Origin of the sequence: Curtobacterium sp. MWU13-2055, assembly GCF_023242305.1 — a bacterium.
Lineage (GTDB): Bacteria > Actinomycetota > Actinomycetes > Actinomycetales > Microbacteriaceae > Curtobacterium.
Map to the genome: position 1 here is coordinate 101,383 of NZ_JALLIO010000005.1, position 18,883 is coordinate 120,265.

General features: G+C 70.8%; 15 protein-coding genes. 5 read left to right on the forward strand and 10 right to left on the reverse strand.

All coding sequences use genetic code 11. The features are described from left to right. Positions 1–108: 108 nt before the first annotated feature. Positions 109–843, forward strand: a complete 735-nt coding sequence (locus tag M4960_RS12165; protein WP_123937258.1) for a hypothetical protein — start codon at positions 109–111, stop codon at positions 841–843. Between the two features lie 23 nt (positions 844–866). Here the strand turns inward: M4960_RS12165 and M4960_RS12170 are convergent, their stop codons facing one another. The 5 genes from M4960_RS12170 to M4960_RS12190 all read right to left on the reverse strand — a co-directional run bounded on the left by M4960_RS12170 (position 867) and on the right by M4960_RS12190 (position 7,273). After that, complete coding sequence (locus tag M4960_RS12170; protein WP_248704371.1) at positions 867–1,790, reverse strand: ROK family protein; 924 nt, start codon at positions 1,788–1,790, stop codon at positions 867–869. Continuing rightward, positions 1,787–3,475: an ABC transporter ATP-binding protein gene (locus tag M4960_RS12175; protein ID WP_248704372.1), complete on the reverse strand. Its 1,689-nt coding sequence runs from the start codon at positions 3,473–3,475 to the stop codon at positions 1,787–1,789. The genes M4960_RS12170 and M4960_RS12175 overlap by 4 nt, the downstream gene beginning before the upstream one ends. Next, positions 3,475–4,368 (reverse strand): ABC transporter permease, encoded by an 894-nt coding sequence (locus M4960_RS12180; protein ID WP_111085912.1) that lies wholly within the window; start codon positions 4,366–4,368, stop codon positions 3,475–3,477. The genes M4960_RS12175 and M4960_RS12180 overlap by 1 nt, the downstream gene beginning before the upstream one ends. A gap of 55 nt (positions 4,369–4,423) precedes the next feature. Then, the gene (locus M4960_RS12185; RefSeq protein ID WP_248704373.1) at positions 4,424–5,383 is read right to left on the reverse strand and encodes an ABC transporter permease; all 960 of its coding nucleotides are present in this window, start codon (positions 5,381–5,383) and stop codon (positions 4,424–4,426) included. 93 nt (positions 5,384–5,476) lie between these two features. Next, positions 5,477–7,273, reverse strand: a complete 1,797-nt coding sequence (locus M4960_RS12190; protein WP_248704374.1) for a peptide ABC transporter substrate-binding protein — start codon at positions 7,271–7,273, stop codon at positions 5,477–5,479. Between the two features lie 216 nt (positions 7,274–7,489). Here M4960_RS12190 and M4960_RS12195 point away from each other — a divergent pair, with 216 nt between their 5' ends. The 3 genes from M4960_RS12195 to M4960_RS12205 are packed head-to-tail and all read left to right on the forward strand — an operon-like array spanning position 7,490 to position 10,960. Beyond that, positions 7,490–8,674, forward strand: a complete 1,185-nt coding sequence (locus tag M4960_RS12195) for an ROK family protein (protein WP_111085915.1) — start codon at positions 7,490–7,492, stop codon at positions 8,672–8,674. Further along, entirely contained in the window at positions 8,667–10,223 is a 1,557-nt protein-coding gene (locus M4960_RS12200) for a M81 family metallopeptidase (protein WP_248704375.1), read from the forward strand. Before M4960_RS12195 ends, M4960_RS12200 begins: the two co-directional genes overlap by 8 nt. Continuing rightward, positions 10,220–10,960 carry a copper homeostasis protein CutC gene (locus tag M4960_RS12205; protein WP_173170164.1) on the forward strand — a complete coding sequence of 247 codons (741 nt, stop codon included), beginning with the start codon at positions 10,220–10,222 and terminating at the stop codon, positions 10,958–10,960. Before M4960_RS12200 ends, M4960_RS12205 begins: the two co-directional genes overlap by 4 nt. Positions 10,961–10,973: 13 nt before the next feature. On the opposite strand, the gene M4960_RS12210 is transcribed toward M4960_RS12205, so the two are convergent. The 5 genes from M4960_RS12210 to M4960_RS12230 form a co-directional block, all read right to left on the reverse strand. Next, positions 10,974–12,161 (reverse strand): Fic family protein, encoded by a 1,188-nt coding sequence (locus M4960_RS12210; RefSeq protein ID WP_248704376.1) that lies wholly within the window; start codon positions 12,159–12,161, stop codon positions 10,974–10,976. 153 nt (positions 12,162–12,314) lie between these two features. Next, the gene (locus tag M4960_RS12215) at positions 12,315–13,655 is read right to left on the reverse strand and encodes an ABC transporter substrate-binding protein (RefSeq protein ID WP_131844876.1); all 1,341 of its coding nucleotides are present in this window, start codon (positions 13,653–13,655) and stop codon (positions 12,315–12,317) included. 64 nt (positions 13,656–13,719) lie between these two features. Beyond that, positions 13,720–14,670, reverse strand: coding sequence for a carbohydrate ABC transporter permease (locus M4960_RS12220; protein ID WP_243648935.1), 951 nt, complete (start codon positions 14,668–14,670; stop codon positions 13,720–13,722). Beyond that, the gene (locus M4960_RS12225) at positions 14,667–15,578 is read right to left on the reverse strand and encodes a carbohydrate ABC transporter permease (protein ID WP_123294575.1); all 912 of its coding nucleotides are present in this window, start codon (positions 15,576–15,578) and stop codon (positions 14,667–14,669) included. The genes M4960_RS12220 and M4960_RS12225 overlap by 4 nt, the downstream gene beginning before the upstream one ends. Further along, the gene (locus tag M4960_RS12230; protein WP_248704377.1) at positions 15,575–17,608 is read right to left on the reverse strand and encodes a beta-galactosidase; all 2,034 of its coding nucleotides are present in this window, start codon (positions 17,606–17,608) and stop codon (positions 15,575–15,577) included. Before M4960_RS12230 ends, M4960_RS12225 begins: the two co-directional genes overlap by 4 nt. Before the next feature lie 216 nt (positions 17,609–17,824). Between M4960_RS12230 and M4960_RS12235 the strand changes: the two genes are divergently transcribed. Continuing rightward, positions 17,825–18,847, forward strand: a complete 1,023-nt coding sequence (locus M4960_RS12235; protein ID WP_248704378.1) for a LacI family DNA-binding transcriptional regulator — start codon at positions 17,825–17,827, stop codon at positions 18,845–18,847. The last annotated feature ends 36 nt before the right edge of the window (positions 18,848–18,883 follow it).

The window sequence follows — 18,883 nt, forward strand, 5'->3', positions numbered from 1 at the left end:
GCCCTCGGACGACCGGCAGGTGAACAGGTGGTGACCAGCAGTGGGACAGGTGCCGGACAGCCGCCGGAGCCGGCCCGGTGCGGCACACCGACGTGTTTCGATGATGCAGTGACCCGCCTCGCTGCCCGGACGACCGTCCTGCTGACCACCGTCGCCCTCGTCAGCACCGGCGTCGCCCTGCTGGCCGGGTGCTCGGCGACACCCGGCGGGACCGACGCTGGAGCCGGAACCGACGCCGGCGACGGCACCGGCACGTCGGCGACGGCGCACGCCACGGCCGGTGCCCTCGGCGCGGGCTTCTCCGACCCGACGCAGCCGCCGGCACCCGAGGCCACCATCCACCCGGAGCCGGGTTCGTGGTCCGGGGTCCACGCCCCCGACGACTACGACGTCGTACTCCTGTCGGACGCCGGTGACGCCGACGACGCCCCGACTCGGACCCTGCTCGACGCCGTCGCGTCGTGGGCGGCGGACGAGGACGTCACCGTCACGAGGGTGTCGGCGACGGACGCCGACGACCGGATCGCGGCGGTCACCCGGGCGATCGACGAGCGGTCCGACCTGGTGATCAGCGTCGGCAACCACATGGTCGACCCGCTCGCCGCGGTGTCGCCGACGGCGCTCCACCAGCAGTTCCTGGTCGTGGGTGCCGAGATCGCCGAGCCGACGTCGAACGTGACGGCCGCGGACTGGACCGGCGGCGGCTTCCGTGGCGAAGGACTCGGACCGTCGAGCCACTACGACCCGTCCACCTTCACGGAGGAGCGCGCCGACCGCGCGCTGCGCGCGGGTCTGGCGGCCGTGCTGCACGACCTGCGCGGCATCGTCGTCTGGGTGCGCTGACCCGACCCGCCCCGGGTCCGTCGCTACGCCGGCTCGGCCTCGCGCACGAGCGCGCGCACCTGCGACGCGGCACCGAGCGCCACGGCGTCCGACCCGAGGGTCGACTGCGCCAGCCGGATCGTCGCACCGCTCACCGGGGGCTCGGCCGCGATCGCCGCGGTGATGGCCGGTTCGAGCAGGTCCCACGACCGCGCGATGCCGCCGCCGATCACGATCGTCGTGACGTCGAGGATCCCCGCGGTGAGCAGGGCGGCGCGCGCCAGGCCCCACCCCGCGGCCTGGAAGACGGCAGCGGCGTCCGTGTCACCGGCACGTGCGGCGACGGCGACGTCACGCGCCGACAGCCGCCGGCCGGATCGTTCGGCGTACCGGTCGGCGATGCCACGCGCGCCCGCGATCGTCTCGAGGTGTCCGATCTGTCCGCAGGTGCACAGCGCGTCACCGAAGCCCGGCACGTGGCCGATCTCACCGGCGGCGCCGCGCGGCCCCGCGAACAGCCGTCCGCCGAGCACGAACGCACCGCCGACGCCGGTGCCGAGGGTCATCCCGAGCACGTCGGACTCCCCCGCGACGGCACCCGTGGCGATCTCGCCGAGCAGGAACGCGTTCACGTCGTTGTCGAGCGTCGCCGGCACGCCGAGGGCGTCGTTGACCGCGCGGGTCACGCCGTAACCGGCCCAGCCGGTGAACGAGTTGCCCGTCACCAGGACGGTGCCCGTGGCCGCGTCGACCACGCCGGCCGCGCCCACCCCGACACCCGTCAAGGAGGCCCGGTGCCGGACGAGCAGGCCCGTCACCGCCCCGACGGCGGCCGTCACGATCGCCGCCCCACCCGCGTGGGCGGGCGTCGGCAGGTCGACGCGGTCGATGACCTCGAGGTCGGGGGTCGTCAGCACGACCTTGGTGTTCGTGCCGCCGACGTCGACGCCGGCGATCACCCGGGTCACGCGGTCACCGCCGCGAGCGAGGCGAGACGCTCCGTCCGGCGCTGCCGTTGCAGGACGGGGTCGGGCACGGGTACGGCGGCGAGCAGGCGCCTGGTGTAGTCGGTCGTGGGGTGGAGCAGGGTCGTGCCGGTGGTGCCCTGCTCCTCGACGACACCCTGGCGCATCACCACGACGCGCTCGGCGAAGTGCTGCACGACGGCCAGGTCGTGCGAGACGAACAGGCACGCGAACCCCAGGTCGTCCTGCAGTTCACCGAGGACCTCGAGCACGGTCTCCTGCACGCTGACGTCGAGCGCCGAGGTCGGTTCGTCGGCGACGAGCAACCGCGGCTCGAGCACCAGGGCACGGGCGAGCGAGACCCGCTGGCGCTGCCCGCCCGAGAGCTCGCGAGGTGCACGCGAGGCGAGGGACCGCGGCAGCCGGACGGCGTCGAGCACCTCGTCGATCCGCCGACGACGGTCCGCCGACGACATCCCACGGCGGTGCACGGCGAGCGGTTCGGCGATGCACTCCGCCACGGACATCCGGGCGTCGAGCGAGGCCACCGGGTCCTGCAGCACGACGCCGATGCCGGCGCGGAGTGCACGGCGGTCACGGCCCTTCGCGGTCCGCAGGTCCTGCCCGAACAGCGACACCGTGCCGGACGTCGGCGTGATGAGCCCGAGCGCCACCCGGGCCGCGGTGGACTTGCCGGAGCCGGACTCGCCGACCAGGCCGACCGTCTCGCCCGCGTGCACGGCGATGTCGATCCCCTGCAACGCGTGGACGGCGCGCGCCCCGCGCCCGAACGTCACCGTGACGTCCCGCAGGCCGACCACCGGGGCCGCACCGGGCCTCCCGGCCGCCGCGTCAGCGGACCCCGTGTCGACCGGGGCGGCGGGACGGTCGCCCGCCACGTCGAGCCGCGGCACCGCGGCGAGCAGCCGCTTCGTGTACTCGTGCTCCGGACGGAGCAGGACGTCCTCGACGCTGCCGGTCTCGACGATCTCCCCCTGCAGCATGACCGCGACGCGGTCCGCGAAGTCCGCGACGACGCCCATGTTGTGCGTCACGAGCAGCACGCCCGTGCCGGTGTCGACGGCGAGCTTGCGGAGCAGTTCGAGGATCTCGGCCTGCACGGTCACGTCGAGGGCGGTCGTCGGCTCGTCCGCGATGAGCAGCTTCGGCGAGTTCGCGATCGCCATCGCGATCACCACGCGCTGGCGTTGCCCACCCGACAGCTGGAACGGGAACGACCGCGTGCGCGACTCGGGGTCGGGGATGCCGACGCGGCGGAGCAGGTCGACGGCCTCGGCCGCGGCCTGCGCGGCGGTGACCGTCCGGTGGTTCCGGATCACCTCGGCGATCTGCGCGCCGACCCGGGTGAGCGGGTCGAGGGCCGTCGCGGGCTCCTGGAAGACCATCGACACCGTCGAGCCCCGCAGGGCACGGAGCGACGGTTCGGGAGCACCGACGACCTCGTGACCGGCGACGAGCGCGCTGCCCGTCGCCGTCGCGTTGCCGGAGAGCAGCCCCATCGCGGCGAGCGCCACCGTGGACTTGCCGGAGCCGGACTCGCCGACCAGGGCGAGCGTCTCGCCGGGCGCGACCGTCAGGGACACGCCCCGCACGGCTGACACGGTGCCGGACTCGGTGCTGAACGAGACGCCGAGGTCGGTCGTCCGCAGGATCGGTTCGGTGGTCATCAGCGGCCCCTCACGTCGAAGGCGTCCCGGAGTCCGTCGCCCACGGCGTTGAACGCGCAGACGATCAGGATCACGGCCAGACCCGGCGGCACGATGAGCCACCAGCGTCCGGAGTACGCGGCGGTGAGTCCCGCCGAGAGCATGCCGCCCCAGTCCGTCGCGGGCGGCTGCACGCCGAGCCCGAGGTACGAGACGTAGGCGACGAGCAGGATCGCGTCGGCGACCTGGAAGGTCGCGGCGACGACGATCGTGGACACCGAGTTCGGCAGCAGGTGCTTGCCGATGGCGCGGGCGTGCGAGCCGCCGATCGCGCGCAGGGTGAGCACGTAGTCGCGATTCTTCAGCGTCAGGGTCTCGGCGCGGATCAGGCGGGACGGCACCAGCCACGACACCAGCCCGAGGATCAGGATGAGCCCGGCGACGCCGGGGGTCGTGATGGCCGAGATGACGAGCAGGATGAACAGCGCCGGGATCGCGATGCCCGCGTCGACGACGCGCATCATCAGCGCGTCGACCCAGCCGCCGACGTAGCCCGCGACGGAACCCCACAGGGTGCCGACGACCGTGGCCAGGACCCCGGCGGCGATGCCGACCATGAGCGAGACCTTGCCGCCGTACATCAGCCGGCCGAGCACGTCGTGGCCGACGGCGTCGGTGCCGAGCCAGTGCGCCGCGCTCGGTCCCTGGTTGGCCTGCTCGAGCAGGGTGTGGGTCTGGTCGGTCGGGTACAGGAACGGCCCGACGAAGCAGAACAGGACGATGACGACGATCACGGCCAGGCCGATCACGGCGAGCGTGTTGCCGCGGAACCGGCGGGCGGCGAGCCGGAACCCGGTGGCCGCGACCGTGACGGGAGCGCCCGGGGCTTCGGGTGCCAGTTGTACGGCGCTCATGCGCGGCTCGCCTTCACGTCATGGGTGGACGCAGTGTCGATGATTGACGCGGCGGTCATGCGCGGCTCGCCTTCACTCGCGGGTCGATGAGGGACTGCGCGACGTCGGCGAGCAGGGTGCCGATGACGGTCGCGATGGAGATGACGAGGACGCAGCCGAGCAGCGTCGGGTAGTCCGACGACTGCGCCGCGTTCCAGAACAGGAGCCCCATGCCGGGGTAGTTGAACAGCTGCTCCGTGACCAGGGCACCGCCGAACAGCACGGGCAGGTAGTAGCCGAGCATCGCGACGACGGGCGTCAGCGAGTTCCGGAACACGTGCCGGCGCAGGATCGTCATCGTCGAGGCGCCACCGGCGCGGGCGGTGCGGACGTAGTCCTCCTGCAGGTTCTCGAGGGTCGAGGCCCGCATGTACCGGCTGAACACGGCGATCATCGCGAGCGCTCCGGTGACGACGGGCAGGACGAGCCCGGCGGGGTCCTCGAACACCTCGGCGAGCGTGGTGCCGCTCGGCGCCTGCGACGGCAGCCACGGCAGCTGCTGGCTGAACACGATGATCAGGATGAGGCCGAGGAAGAAGGCCGGCGTCGAGTAGAAGACGAAGGCCAGCGCGGTGGCGGCGTAGTCGACCGCGCCGTTGCGGCGGGCGGCCTGGAGCATGCCGACCGGGATCGCGATGACGAGGCCGAGGACGGCGGAGATGCCGGTGAGGACGAGGGTCTTCGGCAGGCGCTCGGCGATGAGCTGCGACACCGGTTCGTTGAGCGTGTACGAGGTGCCGAGGTCACCGGTGAGCAGGCGGCCGAGGAACCGCAGGTACTGCACCGGCAGGGCCTGGTCGAGTCCCTGCGCCTGGTTGAACGCGGTGATCTGCGCGGGCGTCGCGGAGACGCCGAGGACACCGCGGGCGGGTCCGCCGGGCAGCGCGTGCAGCAGGCAGAACACCACGATCGTGACGATGAGGATCACCGCGAGCGCCTGCAGGACGCGCCTGGTGAGGTAGAGGACTGTGGTCATGCGGCTTCCGTCGTCTGGGTTGTTGCGTCGGAGCGGACGGGAGGCTCGGTGTGCGTCGGGCGCACACCGCGCCTTCCGTCCGTGGTCACGTTCCTACTTGGTCCACTTCCACTGGGCCGGGTGGAAGTTGGCGAGCGAGTCCTGGTCGAACCCGGACAGGCCCTTCTTGACGACCGAGATCTGGTAGTCGGGGCTCGGCAGCCAGATCACCGGCAGGTCCTTCGCGACCGCGGCGCTGTAGTCCTGCACGGCGGTGGCGTCGGTCGAGGTGGTGGTCGCGTCGATGAGGTCGTCGACCTCGCTGTTCGAGTAGCTGCCGAAGTTCGCCGAACCACCGGTCGAGAAGAGCGACTCACCGGTCGGGTAGGCCGGGAAGTACCAGCTGCCCGCGGTGCCGAAGAACGACAGGTCCCAGTCGCAGCTGGCCTCGTCGCTCGTGCACGTCGGGGTCTGCGACAGCACGCTCGACACCGGCGCGGTCTTGATGGTGAAGCCGATGCCGGTCTTGGCGAGCGAGGACTGGATCGCGCTCATCATGTTGTCGGTCACGGTCGAACCGGACTGCGACAGGACACCCATGGTGAACTTCGTGCCGTCCTTCACGCCCTCACCGCACTGGCTGTCGGACGTGCCGGGGTCGGTGCAGACCATCGTGCCGCCCTGCTCCTCCCAGCCGTGGCTGGTCAGCAGGTCCTTGGCCTTCGACGTGCTGAACGGGTAGGGGTTGTCCTTCTGCACGTCGGAGACGTAGTCGGACTCCTGCGCCTGCGGGATCGGGCCGTAGGTCGAGGTGGCGGTGCCGTTGAAGACGACCTTCGACAGGGACTTCTGGTCGATCGACATCTGCACGGCCTGGCGGGCGTACAGCTGCTTGAAGACGGCGCCCATGTCCGGGTTGTTGAAGTTGTACGGCATGTAGGTGATGGCCCAGCCGGTCCACGGCTCGACCTCGTAGCCCTTCGCCGTGAACGAGGACTCCTGGTCCATGTCCGTGGCGTTGATGTAGCCGTAGTCGACCTCGCCGGAGCGGACCGCGTTCACCTCGGCGTCGGCCGTCGTGAACGGCAGCAGGTTGACGGTCGTGATCGAGGGCTTCTCGCCGCCGTCGTACTTCGTGTTCGCGGTGAGGGTGACCTTGCCGGCGGTGGTGAACGCCTTGACGCCGTAGGGACCGGAGATGGTCTTCCACAGGTCGTCGGTGGCGTAGTCGGAGATCTTGCCGGCCGCGGTGTTCAGGTACTTCCAGACCTGCTTCGCGCCGGCGGTGGTCTCGTCGGCGTCGGTGACCTTGGCGCTCGCGCTCGTCTTGTCCCAGGCGTGCTGCGGCAGCGGGATGATGTGGCTCAGCTGGTTGGCGAGCATCCAGTCCGAGTTGTACGCCTTGTCGAACGTGATCGTGAAGTGGGTGTCGTCGACGGTCTTGAACGAGGTCCAGTTGTCCGGCGCCTTGCCCTTCGAGTACGAGCCCCACTGGTCCTTGTTCGCCTTGATCAGGTTGAACCAGAACTCGACGTCGCGGCTCGTGATCGCCTCGCCGTCGGACCAGTGCCGGTCACCGAGGGTGATCTCGACGCTCTTGCCGTCGTCGGCGAACTCCGCGTCCGTGGCGACGGACCCGTCCTTGTTCCACGCGATCTTGCCGGTGGAGCCGTCGTACGCGACGAGCGGCTCGTACAGCGACTGCGCGATGGAGCCGTTGTTCGTGTTGAGGTGCGCGGCGGTGCCGATCGGCAGGATCCAGTTGGGCGTGAAGTTCGCGGGGAGGGCGTAGTTGATCTCGTCCGGGTTCGCGTTCGAGGTGGCGGAACCGCCCCCGGAACATCCGGCGAGCAGGGCGCTCACGGCGATCGCTGCTCCGGTGAGGAGCGCCCAGCGGCGGGGCTTGGTCATGTGTGTCTCCTGGTGCGTGGGAGTTCTGGGGAGGTGGAGCACGCGTGCCGAGCGGCACGGACACAGTCAATGGCCAAAGCCGTTGGAAAAACAAACATCTTCGTGTAAAAACTGCGTTTCTGCCGTTTGGACGAAAGGGTGAACGGGCCGTTCCGCCGGTTAGGCTCCGGGTGTTCGGTCGGTTCGACCGTCGTTTCCCCCGGATTGGAGAAAGTCGTGACGGACCTCTCTGCTCGCGTCCTCGAACTCGTCGCGTCGGGTCAGGCCGCGAGTCGCACCGAGATCGCCACACTGCTCGGCGCCGCTCCGTCGACGGTGTCGCACGTCGTCACCCAGCTGCTGTCGCACGGGCTGCTCGCAGAAGAGGGCACCGACGTCTCGACCGGCGGACGCCCCCGCAAGGTGCTCCGCATCGGCGGCGTCGACGAGTACGCGGTCGCCGCCGACGTCGGCGGTGGGCACGCGCGGGTCGGGATCGTGCTGCCGGGAGGCGCGCTCGAGTCGGTCGCGAACGTCCCGTTCGCGCTCTCCGACGGTCCGACCGCCGGCCTGCAGCGACTGGCCGGCCTGCTCGAGCGGCTCGCCGACGACCGTGGCCGCGCCGGTCTGCGCGGGGTCGGCCTCAGTCTGCCCGGTCCCGTCGACGTCGAGGCCGGTGTCGTCGACCTGCCGAGCCGGATGCCGGGCTGGAACGGGTTCCCGGTGGCCGCCTGGCTGTCCGACCGCTTCGGCCTGCCGGCGATCGTCGACAACGACGCGAACTGCATGGCCGCCGGCGAGCAGAGCGTGCAGCCCCCGGGACGCCGGCAGACCATCACGATCAAGGCCGGATCGGCGATCGGCGCGGGCATCGTCATCGACGGCCGCCTGTACCGCGGGTCCACGGGCTCGGCCGGGGACATCACCCACGTGCGGATCGACGCCGCCGGCGACACCCCCTGCTCGTGCGGGAACACCGGGTGCCTCGAGACCGTCGCGTCCGGAGCCGCCCTGGTGCGGATCCTGTCGGGCGCCGGGGTCGACGTCTCCTCGACCGCCGACGTCGTCCGACTCGCCTCGGACGCCCACCCCGAGGCCACCCGTGCCGTGCGCCTGGCCGGTCGGTACCTCGGCGAGGTGCTCGCGGCCAACGTGAACTTCTTCAACCCGGACGCCGTCTACTTGGGCGGCATCCTCTCCACCCTCGACCCGTTCATCGCGGCCGTGCGCAGTCAGCTCTACGAGAGCTGCCACCCGCTCATGACGCAGCACCTGGCGATCGAGCCGGTGTCGCTCGGTGCCGATGCCGGGCTCGTCGGTGCCGGCCAGTTCGCACTGCAGCGGGGCCTCGCCGCCTCGCTCGAGGAGCTGTCCACCCCCATCCCGCAGTCCACCACCAGGAACAGGAGCGTCCGTGTCTGAGACCGTGTCCGCCACCCCCGCCGTCCCCGCCGGTGCCCGTCGTCCGGTCGTCGCCATCGCCGGGCTGGCGATCGAGACGTCGACCTTCACCCCCACCCGCACCCACGCACCGGCGTTCCACCCGGACCGTGGCGACGAGGTCGTGGCGCGGTACCCGTTCCTGTCCGCGATGTCGGACGCGGCGGACTTCCGCGGGGCGCTCATCGGGCATGCACTGCCCGGCGGCATCGTGGACCGGGCGTCGTACGAGGAGCTCGCGGCCGAGATCGTCACGCGACTGCGCGCGATCGTCGACGACGAGCACGTGGACGGCCTCTGGTACGACATCCACGGCGCGATGGTCGTCGAGGGCCTCGACGACGCCGAGGCGGACCTGCTCGGCCGGATCCGTGCGGTGATCGGCCCGGACGTCATCGTGTCGGCGTCGATGGACCTGCACGGCAACGTCACGCGCGAGCTCGCCCACCAGGTCGACCTCGTCACCTGTTACCGGATGGCCCCGCACGAGGACGCCATGGAGACCAAGGAACGTGCCGTCCGGAACCTGGTCGACGTGCTCACCACGCGTCCTGCCGGAGCGCAGCGCCCCGTGAAGGCCTGGATCCCGATCCCCGTCCTGCTGCCCGGCGAGCAGACCTCGACCCGCCTCGAACCCGCCGCCTCGCTGTACGCGCAGGTGCCGCTCGTCGAGCAGACCGACGGTGTGCTCGACGCCGCGATCTGGGTCGGCTACGCCTGGGCGGACCAGCCCCGCGACCAGGCCGTCACCGTCGTCACCGGGTGGGACGAGGCCGCCGTGGCCGCCGGTGCCGAGCGACTCGCCCGTGCCTTCTGGGACGTCCGCGAGGACTTCGTCTTCGTCGCACCGACCGGCACGTTCGACGAGTGCCTCGCCGCCGCGCTCGCACCCGGCGCCGCACACCCCTACTTCGTGTCCGACTCCGGCGACAACCCCACCGCGGGCGGCTCCGGCGACATGACCTGGGGTCTGACGCAGGTGCTCGCGAACCCGGCCTTCGCGAGCGCCGACGGCCCCACCCTGATCTACGCGAGCGTCCCCGGCGCCGCCGCCGTGGCGACCGCGGTCGAGGCCGGTGTGGGTGCGACCGTCACGGTGACCGCCGGTGCGTCGGTCGATGCCGTGCACGCCGGACCGATCACCATGACCGGCCGGGTCCACGCGATCAAGCACGGCGACCGCGACGCCGAGACCGAGGTCGTGCTGCAGGTCGGCAGCGTCTTCGCGATCCTGACGAAGCTGCGGAAGCCCTACCACCACGAGCACGACTTCACCGACCTCGACCTGGCACCGCGGCAGGCCGACGTCGTCGTCGTGAAGATCGGGTACCTCGAGCCGGAGCTGTTCGACATGGCCGCCGACTGGATGCTCGCGCTCACCCCGGGTGGTGTCGACCAGGACCTGCTCCGCCTCGGGCACCACAGGATCGAGCGGCCGATGTTCCCCTACGATCGAGTGTTCCCCGAGGCCCCGGACCTGACCGCCAGGATCATCCCGGCCTCGGACCAGCCACTCGGAGCCTCTGCATGACCCCTTCGCCCGTTGCACTCGAGATCGCGGTCACCTCGCCGCAGGGTGCGGTCGTCGCACGGGACGGCGGGGCCGACCGGGTCGAGCTCTGCGTCGGGCTCGAGCTCGGCGGGCTGACCCCGTCGCAGGCCCTGGTCGAGACGACCCACGAGACCGGGATCCCGGCGCACGCGCTGGTCCGGTGCCGCCCCGGCGGGTTCGTGCACACCCCTGACGAGGTCGAGCTCATGGTGCGCGAGGTCCGGACGGTCCTGCGCTCCGGTGCCGCCGGTGTCGTCGTCGGCGCGCTGCGCCCGGACCGGACACTCGACGAGGACGCCCTGCGCCGCTTCGTCGACGCCGCCCGCTCGGTCAGCACGACCGCCGAGATCACCCTGCACCGGGCGATCGACCACGCGGAGGACCCCGTCGCCGCAGCAGCCACGCTCGCCGCCCTCGGGTTCACCCGCGTGCTGACCTCCGGCGGAGCCCCCACCGCGGGAGCCGGCGCTGCCACGATCGCCCGGATGGTCGACGCCGCCGGGCCGGTGCAGGTCATGGCCGGTGCCGGCGTCACCCCGGCCGACATCCGGGCGCTGGTCGCGACGGGCGCCGCCGCCGTGCACCTGTCGGCGAAGCGTGCCGCGCCGGACAGCGCCCACGCCGGGGTCCCGATGGGTGGGGCCGACGACGGTTCGGCGCACTTCGTGACCGATGCCGAGGTCGTGGCGGCCGCCCGGCGCGCCCTCGACGCCTGACACCGAGCCCGCGTCAGCCGCGACGCCCGGCTCGCGTGGCGAAGGCGTCGAGCGCTGCCAGGACCTCGTCGTTGCGGTACAGGACCCCGTGCTGGTACTCGTTCTTCGACACCAGGATCCCTGCTCCGAGGAGTTTCTGGAGGTGCGGGTACGCGTTCCGCGGTTCGATCCCCATCTGGGAAGCGAGTACCGTCGCGTTCAGCACCGGCTGCCGCGCGACGACGTCGAGTGCGGCCCAGACGCCCGAATCGCTCCGAGCATCGACGCGGTCGCGCCAGCCCTGACGGATCCGCTGGATGTCGTCGACCAGTTCCGTGGCGTTGCCGATGGCGGTGAACGACGCTTCCGCCACCCGTCGGATGATCGGCTCGACGGCACCGCGGCGGTACGCCGTCAGCGCCTCGACGTAGCTGTCCGTGTCGGTCAGGAGGCCCGCCGACACGGGAACCGTCACATTCCGGGTCAGCTCGTTCGAGCGCAGCATCGCCTGCAGCAGGGCACGCCCCGTGCGACCGTTCCCGTCGGTGAACGGGTGGACCGTCTCGAACTGAGCATGCGCCACCGCGACCTGCGCCAACCGCGGCAGGTCGAGGCGCCGCGCGAACGCCATCACGTCATCGATCAGCGTTGGGACACGCTGCCAGGCCGGAGCGACGTAGTCGGCACCGACCGGGGAGCGTCCGTCCGTGCCGATCCAGACGGGCTCCCGCCGGAACGCACCGGCGTCGTGATGGGGATCGCCGTCCATCAGCACCGCGTGCATCGCAAGCACGGTGTCCGCTGTCAACTCATCGGACAACTCGATCGCGGTGCGCATGGCTCGGGTGTTGGAGACGATCGCCGTGGCGTTGCGTTTGCCCGGAGCACCGATCTCGGCGGCGAAGACCTGTCGGGCACTGGCCGTCAGGTGCTCGATCTGCGAGGACGCCGCGGCTTCGGACCGCAGGAGCAGGGACGAGAACGGTGCCACCTCGCCACCGAGTTCGCCGTCGAAGCGCACGAGCGCCGTGGAGGCCTCGTCGACCAGCGTCGCCACCTCGTCGCGCAACCGGAGGGCGGCCGCGGAGATGTGCGGCGGCACGGCGGCGAGGTACTGTTCGCGCACCGTGTTGCGTCGAGCGGCACGAGGACCGTAGTCGGCGTCACGCCGCTCCCAGTCGAGTTGCTCGTACTCCAGCGCGGGCCAGGTGCTCGTGGCCACTCCTGCCTCCAGACCTCAGAACAACTGCGTCAGATTTTCTGACTTGTGCCACTATCTCAGAAAATCCGTCCGACCGGTTCTGACATCGGCCCGACCACGGGACGGGAGGCACGGTGCCCGCTGGCACCGCGCCTCCCGTCCGCCGTCAGCGCGTCAGCCCTTGACCGGGATCGACTGCGCCTTGAGCGCCGCCACCGTCTTGGACTGCCCGGACTCGAGTGCCTCGAGCAGCGTGCCGTCACCGGACGCCGCCGAGCCGAAACCGTCGGAGACGTCCGAGTAGGTCTGCGTCATCGTCGGACCCCAGGTGAAGGGCTGGATGTCCTTCGCCGCGGTCGCGAACTCCTCGTAGATCTTCTGGTTGCCGTAGAACGGGAGTCCCTCGGTCAGCGCGGGGAGCTCGGCGCCGGTGGAGGACGCCGGGTAGAGGTTGGCCTCCTTGTTCAGTGCGGACAGCGCCTCGGTCGAGGTGTTCAGCCAGACCAGGAACTTCGACGCCTCGGCGGGGTGCTCGCTGCCGGCGAAGACGACGTTCGACGAACCGCCCCAGGCGGCCGACTTCGACTCGCCCTCGCTCCACTGCGGCATCGGCGCGACGGCCCACTTGCCGGAGGTCGACGGCGCACCGCTCGAGATGGTGTTCGCACCCCAGACGGCGGAGACCCAGGTCCAGTCCTGGCCGCTGTCGTACGCGGCGTTCCACTGGTCGGTGAAGCTCGGCAGGGTGTTGACGAGCTTCTTGTCGATCAGGTCCTGCCAGTAGTCGGCGACCTTCTTCGACTTCGCGTCGGTCAGGTCGACCTTCCACGAGTCACCCGAGTTCGCGAACCACTGGCCGCCGGCCTGTGACACGAGCCCGGCGAACTGGTTGACGTCACCCTTGGCGAAGTTCGTGATGTTGCCGCCGAGCGCCTTGATCTTGACGGCGTCCTCGGCGTACTCCTCCCACGTCTTCGGGGCGTCGAGCCCGGCCTTCTCGAACAGGTCCTTGCGGTAGTACAGCGCCATCGGACCGGAGTCCTGCGGCACGGCGTAGACGGACTTCGACTCGCCGAAGGTGACCTGGTTCCAGAGGCCGTCGGAGAAGTCCTTCTTCGCCGCCGAGATGCCGGAGCACGCACCGATGTCCTCGAGGCCGCCCTGCACCCGGAACGCCGGCAGGGTGTCGTACTCGACCTGGCCGATGTCGGGCGCCTGCTTCGCCTTGAGCTGGTTGAAGAAGTTCTGGTACGTGCCGCTGTTGCCGTTCGCGACGATCGAGGTCTTCACCTGGATGTCCGGGTTCGCCTTGTTCCAGATGGCGACGACCTTGTCCATGTTCGGCACCCAGGTCGTGAAGTCGAGCGTGACCTTGCCGCTCGAGGGCTTGCAGCTCGCGGCTGCGGTGTCGGAGGAACCGCCGCCGCTGCCGCTGCCGCCGGCACTGCAGCCGGCGAGGGCGACGGTCGCGGCGACCGCCAGGGCGGCGACGCTGAGGAACTTCGTTGTCTTCATGCTGTTTCCGTTCGGGATGTGGTGTGGGGAGGACTGGTGTGCGGAGGGAGTGCTGGTCGGGTGGCTACTTCAGACCGCCGGACCCGAGGCCGGAGCGCCAGAAGCGCTGCAGGCTCAGGAACGCGATGAGCAGCGGGATGATCGAGACGAACGACCCGATGAGCACGAGGGTGCGCAGGTCGGGGTACTGGTTCACGCTCGAGTTCCACGTGTAGAGGCCGAGCGTGACGGGGAACAGCGACGAGTCGCGGAGCATCACGAGCGGCAGGAAGAAGTTGTTCCAGACGGCGACGAACTGGAACAGGAAGATCGTCACGAGGGCCGGCGACATGAGCCGGACGGCGACGGTGAAGAACGTGCGGACCTCGCCGGAGCCGTCGATGCGCGCGGCCTCGATGATCTCGTCGGGCACGCTCGACGCCGCGAACAACCGCGACAGGTAGACGCCGAACGGGCTGACGATGCTCGGCAGGAACACCGACCAGAACGTGTCGGTCAGGTCGACCTGGCTGAAGATGAGGAACAGCGGCAGGGCGAGTGCCGTGGCCGGCACGAGGACGCCGCCGAGGAAGGTGTTGAACAGCGCCTCACGCCCACGGAACCGGTATTTGGCCAGGGCGTACCCGCACATCGCCGACAGCACGGTGCCGAGCAGCCCGGCGACACCGGCGTACGCGATGCTGTTGAGCAGCCAGCGCAGGTAGATGCCGTCCTGCCGGGTGAACAGCTCGGCGAGGTTCGCGAAGAAGTCCTGCACCGAGGTCGCGCTGAACCACAGCGAGAACGTGGTGTTGAAGTTCGCGGCCGTCTTGGTCGACGAGACCAGCAGCCAGAAGATCGGCAGCAGGAAGTACAGGGTGAAGACACCCATCACGATCATCGCGGCGCTGCGCGAGATGACGCTCTCCCGCGGCCCGCGTGCACCGTGCTGGTGCGGACGGGAGGCCCGGTTCGGCTCGAGCGGTCGGCCCGCGTCGCGCACGGTGTCGCCCGGGGTGGGTGCGTGGACGGTCACTGGGCGGCCTTCCGCTGGGTCAGTCGGAGGAACCCGATCGACAGGATGAACGTGGCGAGGGCGAGGACGACCGAGAACGCAGCCGCCAGGTTGAAGTTCGGCACCGACGAGGTCGAGTAGACGAGCATGTTGGGCGTGAACGTCGACGAGATCGTCGAGGTGAACTGCCGGAAGACGGTCGGTTCGGTCAGCAGCTGCAGCGTCCCGATCACCGAGAACACCGCGGTCAGCACGATCGCCGGCACGACCAGGGGGATCTTGATCGACAGCGCGATCCGGAGCTGCGAGGCCCCGTCGAGCTTGGCGGCCTCGTAGATCTCGGCCGGGATCGCCAACAGCGACGAGTAGATGATGAGCATGTTGTAGCCGACGAAGACCCAGGTCACGACGTTCGCGACGGCCCAGAGCACGGTGCCGGACCCCAGGAAGTCGACTTTCGAGGTCACGGCGGAGAACGGCGACAGGTCCGGGGCGTAGAGGTAGCCCCACATGATCGCGGCGATGACACCGGGGACCGCGTACGGCGCGAAGAAGGCCAGGCGGAAGAACCGCTTGCCACGCAGCAGCGGGGAGTCGAGCAGCAGCGCGAACAGGAGCGCGAGCCCGAGCATCACGGGGACCTGCACGACACCGAACAGCAGCACGCGGAGCACCGAGTCCCAGAACGCGCTGTTCTGGAACACGAGCGCGTACTGGCTCAGCCCGCCGAACACCTGTGTCGGGGCGCCGAACGTGCCCTGGCGCTCGATCTTCTGCAGCGACTGCCACACGGCGTACAGGATCGGGACGAGGTAGAACGCGGTGAACAGCAGGGCGAACGGGACCACGAAGATCGCGATCGCCAGGCGGTAGCGGGAGCCCCCGCCCCGACGACGGACGGCGCGGGGCCGCTGGGTGGTGGTGGTCATGATCGGTTCCTGTCGGTGCGGATGATCTGGGTGCTGCCGGCGTCGAGGACGGTGACGCCGTCGACGGGTCGGTCGGTGACGAGCTCGTGGCCCGTGACGGTGTGCGAGGCGGGCTGGTCGGAGTGGTTGAGCAGGAACACCCACTCGTGCTGGTCGTCGCGGCGCCGGACGACCTCGACACCCGGTGCGGTCGCGGGATCCGGGGAGACGCCGGCCTCGGCGAGCACGCGGCGGAGCAGGTCGCGCAGCGCGTCGGCCTCGAGCACGGTGGACGTGTACCAGGCGGATCCGGCGCCGTGGTCGTTGCGGGTGACCGCTGCGGAGCCGGCGAGCGGGCCCTCGGCGTACTCGACGACGCTCGTGGCACCGCGCAGCGCGACGGGCTCCGACCACACGGTGCCGGTGGTGCCGTCGGACAGCGCGATCGCCTGGTCCGCGGCGAGCGGCAGGAACTCGTCGACCCGGATGCCGAGCAGGTCGCGGAAGGCGCCGGGGTAGCCGCCGGTGCGGACCCGGTCGCGTTCGTCGACGATCCCGCTGAAGAAGGTGACGACCGCGTGGCCACCGGCGGCGACGTGGTCGGCGATCACGGCGGCGTGCTCGTCGCGCACCAGGTAGAGCTCGGGGACGACGACCGCGGCGTAGCCGTCGAGCGGGGCGCCCGGCGCGACGACGTCGACCGTGACCCCGAGGTCCCGGAGCGCGGCGTGGAACGCGTGCACCTGCTCCAGGTACCGGAGCGCAGTGGTGGGGTGGGCCTCCAGGTCGGCGGCCCACTGGTTCTCCCAGCTGAAGACGAGCGCGACCTCGGCGACGACCCGGGATCCGCGCAGTTCGCCGAGCCGCTCGACGAGCGACCCGAGGGCGACGACCTCGCGCCAGGTGCGCGAATCGGTGCCGGCGTGCGGCAGCAGTGCGGAGTGGAACTTCTCGGAGCCCTGCACCGACGCGCGCCACTGGAAGAAGCAGACGCCGTCCGCGCCCCGGGCGATGTGCGCGACGGTGTCCTGCAGCATCTGGCCCGGTGCCTTCGCGACGTTGTGCGGCTGCCAGTTCACGGCGCCGGTCGAGTGCTCCATCAGCAGCCACGGGGCTCCGCCGGCGAGTCCGCGGGTTGTGTCCGCGGCGAAGGCGAGCTCGGCGTGCGGGCGGGGCAGGCGGTGGTCGAGGTAGTGGTCGTTCGCGATGACGTCCATGTCGGCCGTCCACGACCAGTAGTCGAGCGCGGTGATGTGCGCGGCGACCATGAAGTTCGTGGTGACGGGCTTGTCGCTCAGTTCGCGCAGCACGGCGGCCTCGGCACGGTGGTGGCCGAGGAGTTCGTCGGACGAGAACCGGTCGAAGTCGATGGTCTGCGCGGGGTTCGTGGACGACAGCGTCGCGCGGGGCGGCAGCACCTGCTCCCACGCCGAGTACCGCTGGCTCCAGAACGAGGTGCCCCACGCGGCGTTCAGTTCGTCGACGGTGCCGTAGCGGGCACGGAGCCAGCCACGGAACGCCTCGGCCGAGACGTCGCAGAAGCAGTGCGCGTTGTGGCAGCCGAGCTCGTTCGACACGTGCCAGAGCTTGACCGCGGGGTGGTCGCCGTAGCGCTCCGCCGTGGCGCGGACCAGGGCGAGGGCGTGCTCGCGGTACACCGGGGAGCTCGGGCAGAACGCCTGTCGCCCGCCGGGCCAGCGCGTGGTGCCGTCCGCCACGACGGGCAGGACCTCGGGGTGCAGCGTGGTGAGCCACGGCGGGGTCGAGGCGGTGCCGGTGCCGAGGTCGACGCCGATGCCCGCGCCGTGCAGCAGCTCGATGACGGTGTCGAGCGCGGTGAAGTCGCACTCGCCCTGACGCGGCTCGACGTGCGACCAGCCGAAGACGTTGATCGCGACCAGGTTCACCCCGGCCTCGCGCATCAGCCGGACGTCCTCGACCCAGACCGCAGGGTCCCACTGCTCGGGGTTGTAGTCGCACCCGAAGGCGAGCCCGGTCGAGCCGAGGCCGAGCGCCCCGGTGGCGGGCGTCGGCAGGGTGGTCGTGGTCACGTCAGGGTCCTCGCTGATCGGGGCGACCGCTGCCGCTCCGGTCGTTGACGACCCCTTCGACGGCGAAGGTCACCCAGGTTCTGGGAGCGCTCCCAGTCCAGCCGGACCGAACGGGTTCGGGTCGTTCTGGGAGCGCTCCCAGAGTGAACACCAGAAGCGGACCGCTGTCAACAAGACGCGTGCTGGAGCCCGTCGTGGGACGGATATGGTTGCCGCATGTCCGAGGTCCGATCCGCACGCCAGCGCGCCACGATCCAGGACGTCGCCGACGAATCGGGGCTGTCCCGGGGCACCGTCTCACGGGTCCTGAACGACGAACCGTACGTGTCGCCCGAGGCCCGCGAAGCCGTGCAGGCAGCCGTCCGGCGCGTCGGCTACGTGCGCAGCGCGGCGGCCCGGAGCCTGGTCACCCGACGCTCCGGAGCGATCGCCCTGATCGTGCACGAGCCGTCGGTCCAGGTGCTCGACGACCCGAACATCGGCAACATCCTGATCGGCACCAACACGGTCTTGTCGCAGGCCGACCAGCAGCTCGTCACGATCATGGTCGACTCGGCCCGCGACAACGAGCGCGTCGTCGAGTACCTGCGCGGCGGGTTCGTCGACGGTGCCATCGTGCTGTCCGCCCGCGACGGCGACCCGATCACCCGGGCGATCGAGGAGATCGGCATGCCGGCGTGCTTCGTCGGCCACCCGTCCGACGCCGCGAACATCTCGTACATCGGCATCGACAACCGCGCGGCCGCCGAGCAGATCACGCGGCGCCTGGTCGCCACCGGCCGAAAGCGGATCGGCATGCTCGCGTCCGGGCTCGACCGCGACTCGGGGCAGGACCGACTGGCCGGCTTCACCGCGGCCCTCGGGGACCGCTTCGACCCCGAGCTGGTGGCCCGCAACCCGCTGTTCAGCTACACCGCCGGCGCCGACGGCATGCGTGAGCTCCTCGACCGGGCCCCCGACCTCGACGGGGTGTTCGCCGCCTCGGACGCCGTGGCTGCCGGCGCGATGGACGTCCTGCAGCGCAGCGGCCGGTCGGTCCCCGGTGACGTCGGCGTAGTCGGCTTCGACGACAGCGCCTGGGCACTGCGTTGCGACCCGCCGCTGTCGACGGTCCGACAACCCGCGCACACCCTCGGCGAGAGCGCGGCGCAGCAGGTGCTCGCGCAGATCGCCGGTGCCGACGAGGGCCCGCACGGACTCATCCTGCCGACCGAGGTGGTCTGGCGCGGCTCCGCCTGAGCACCACCCTCCGACCGCCGGCTCGGTAGCATGGCC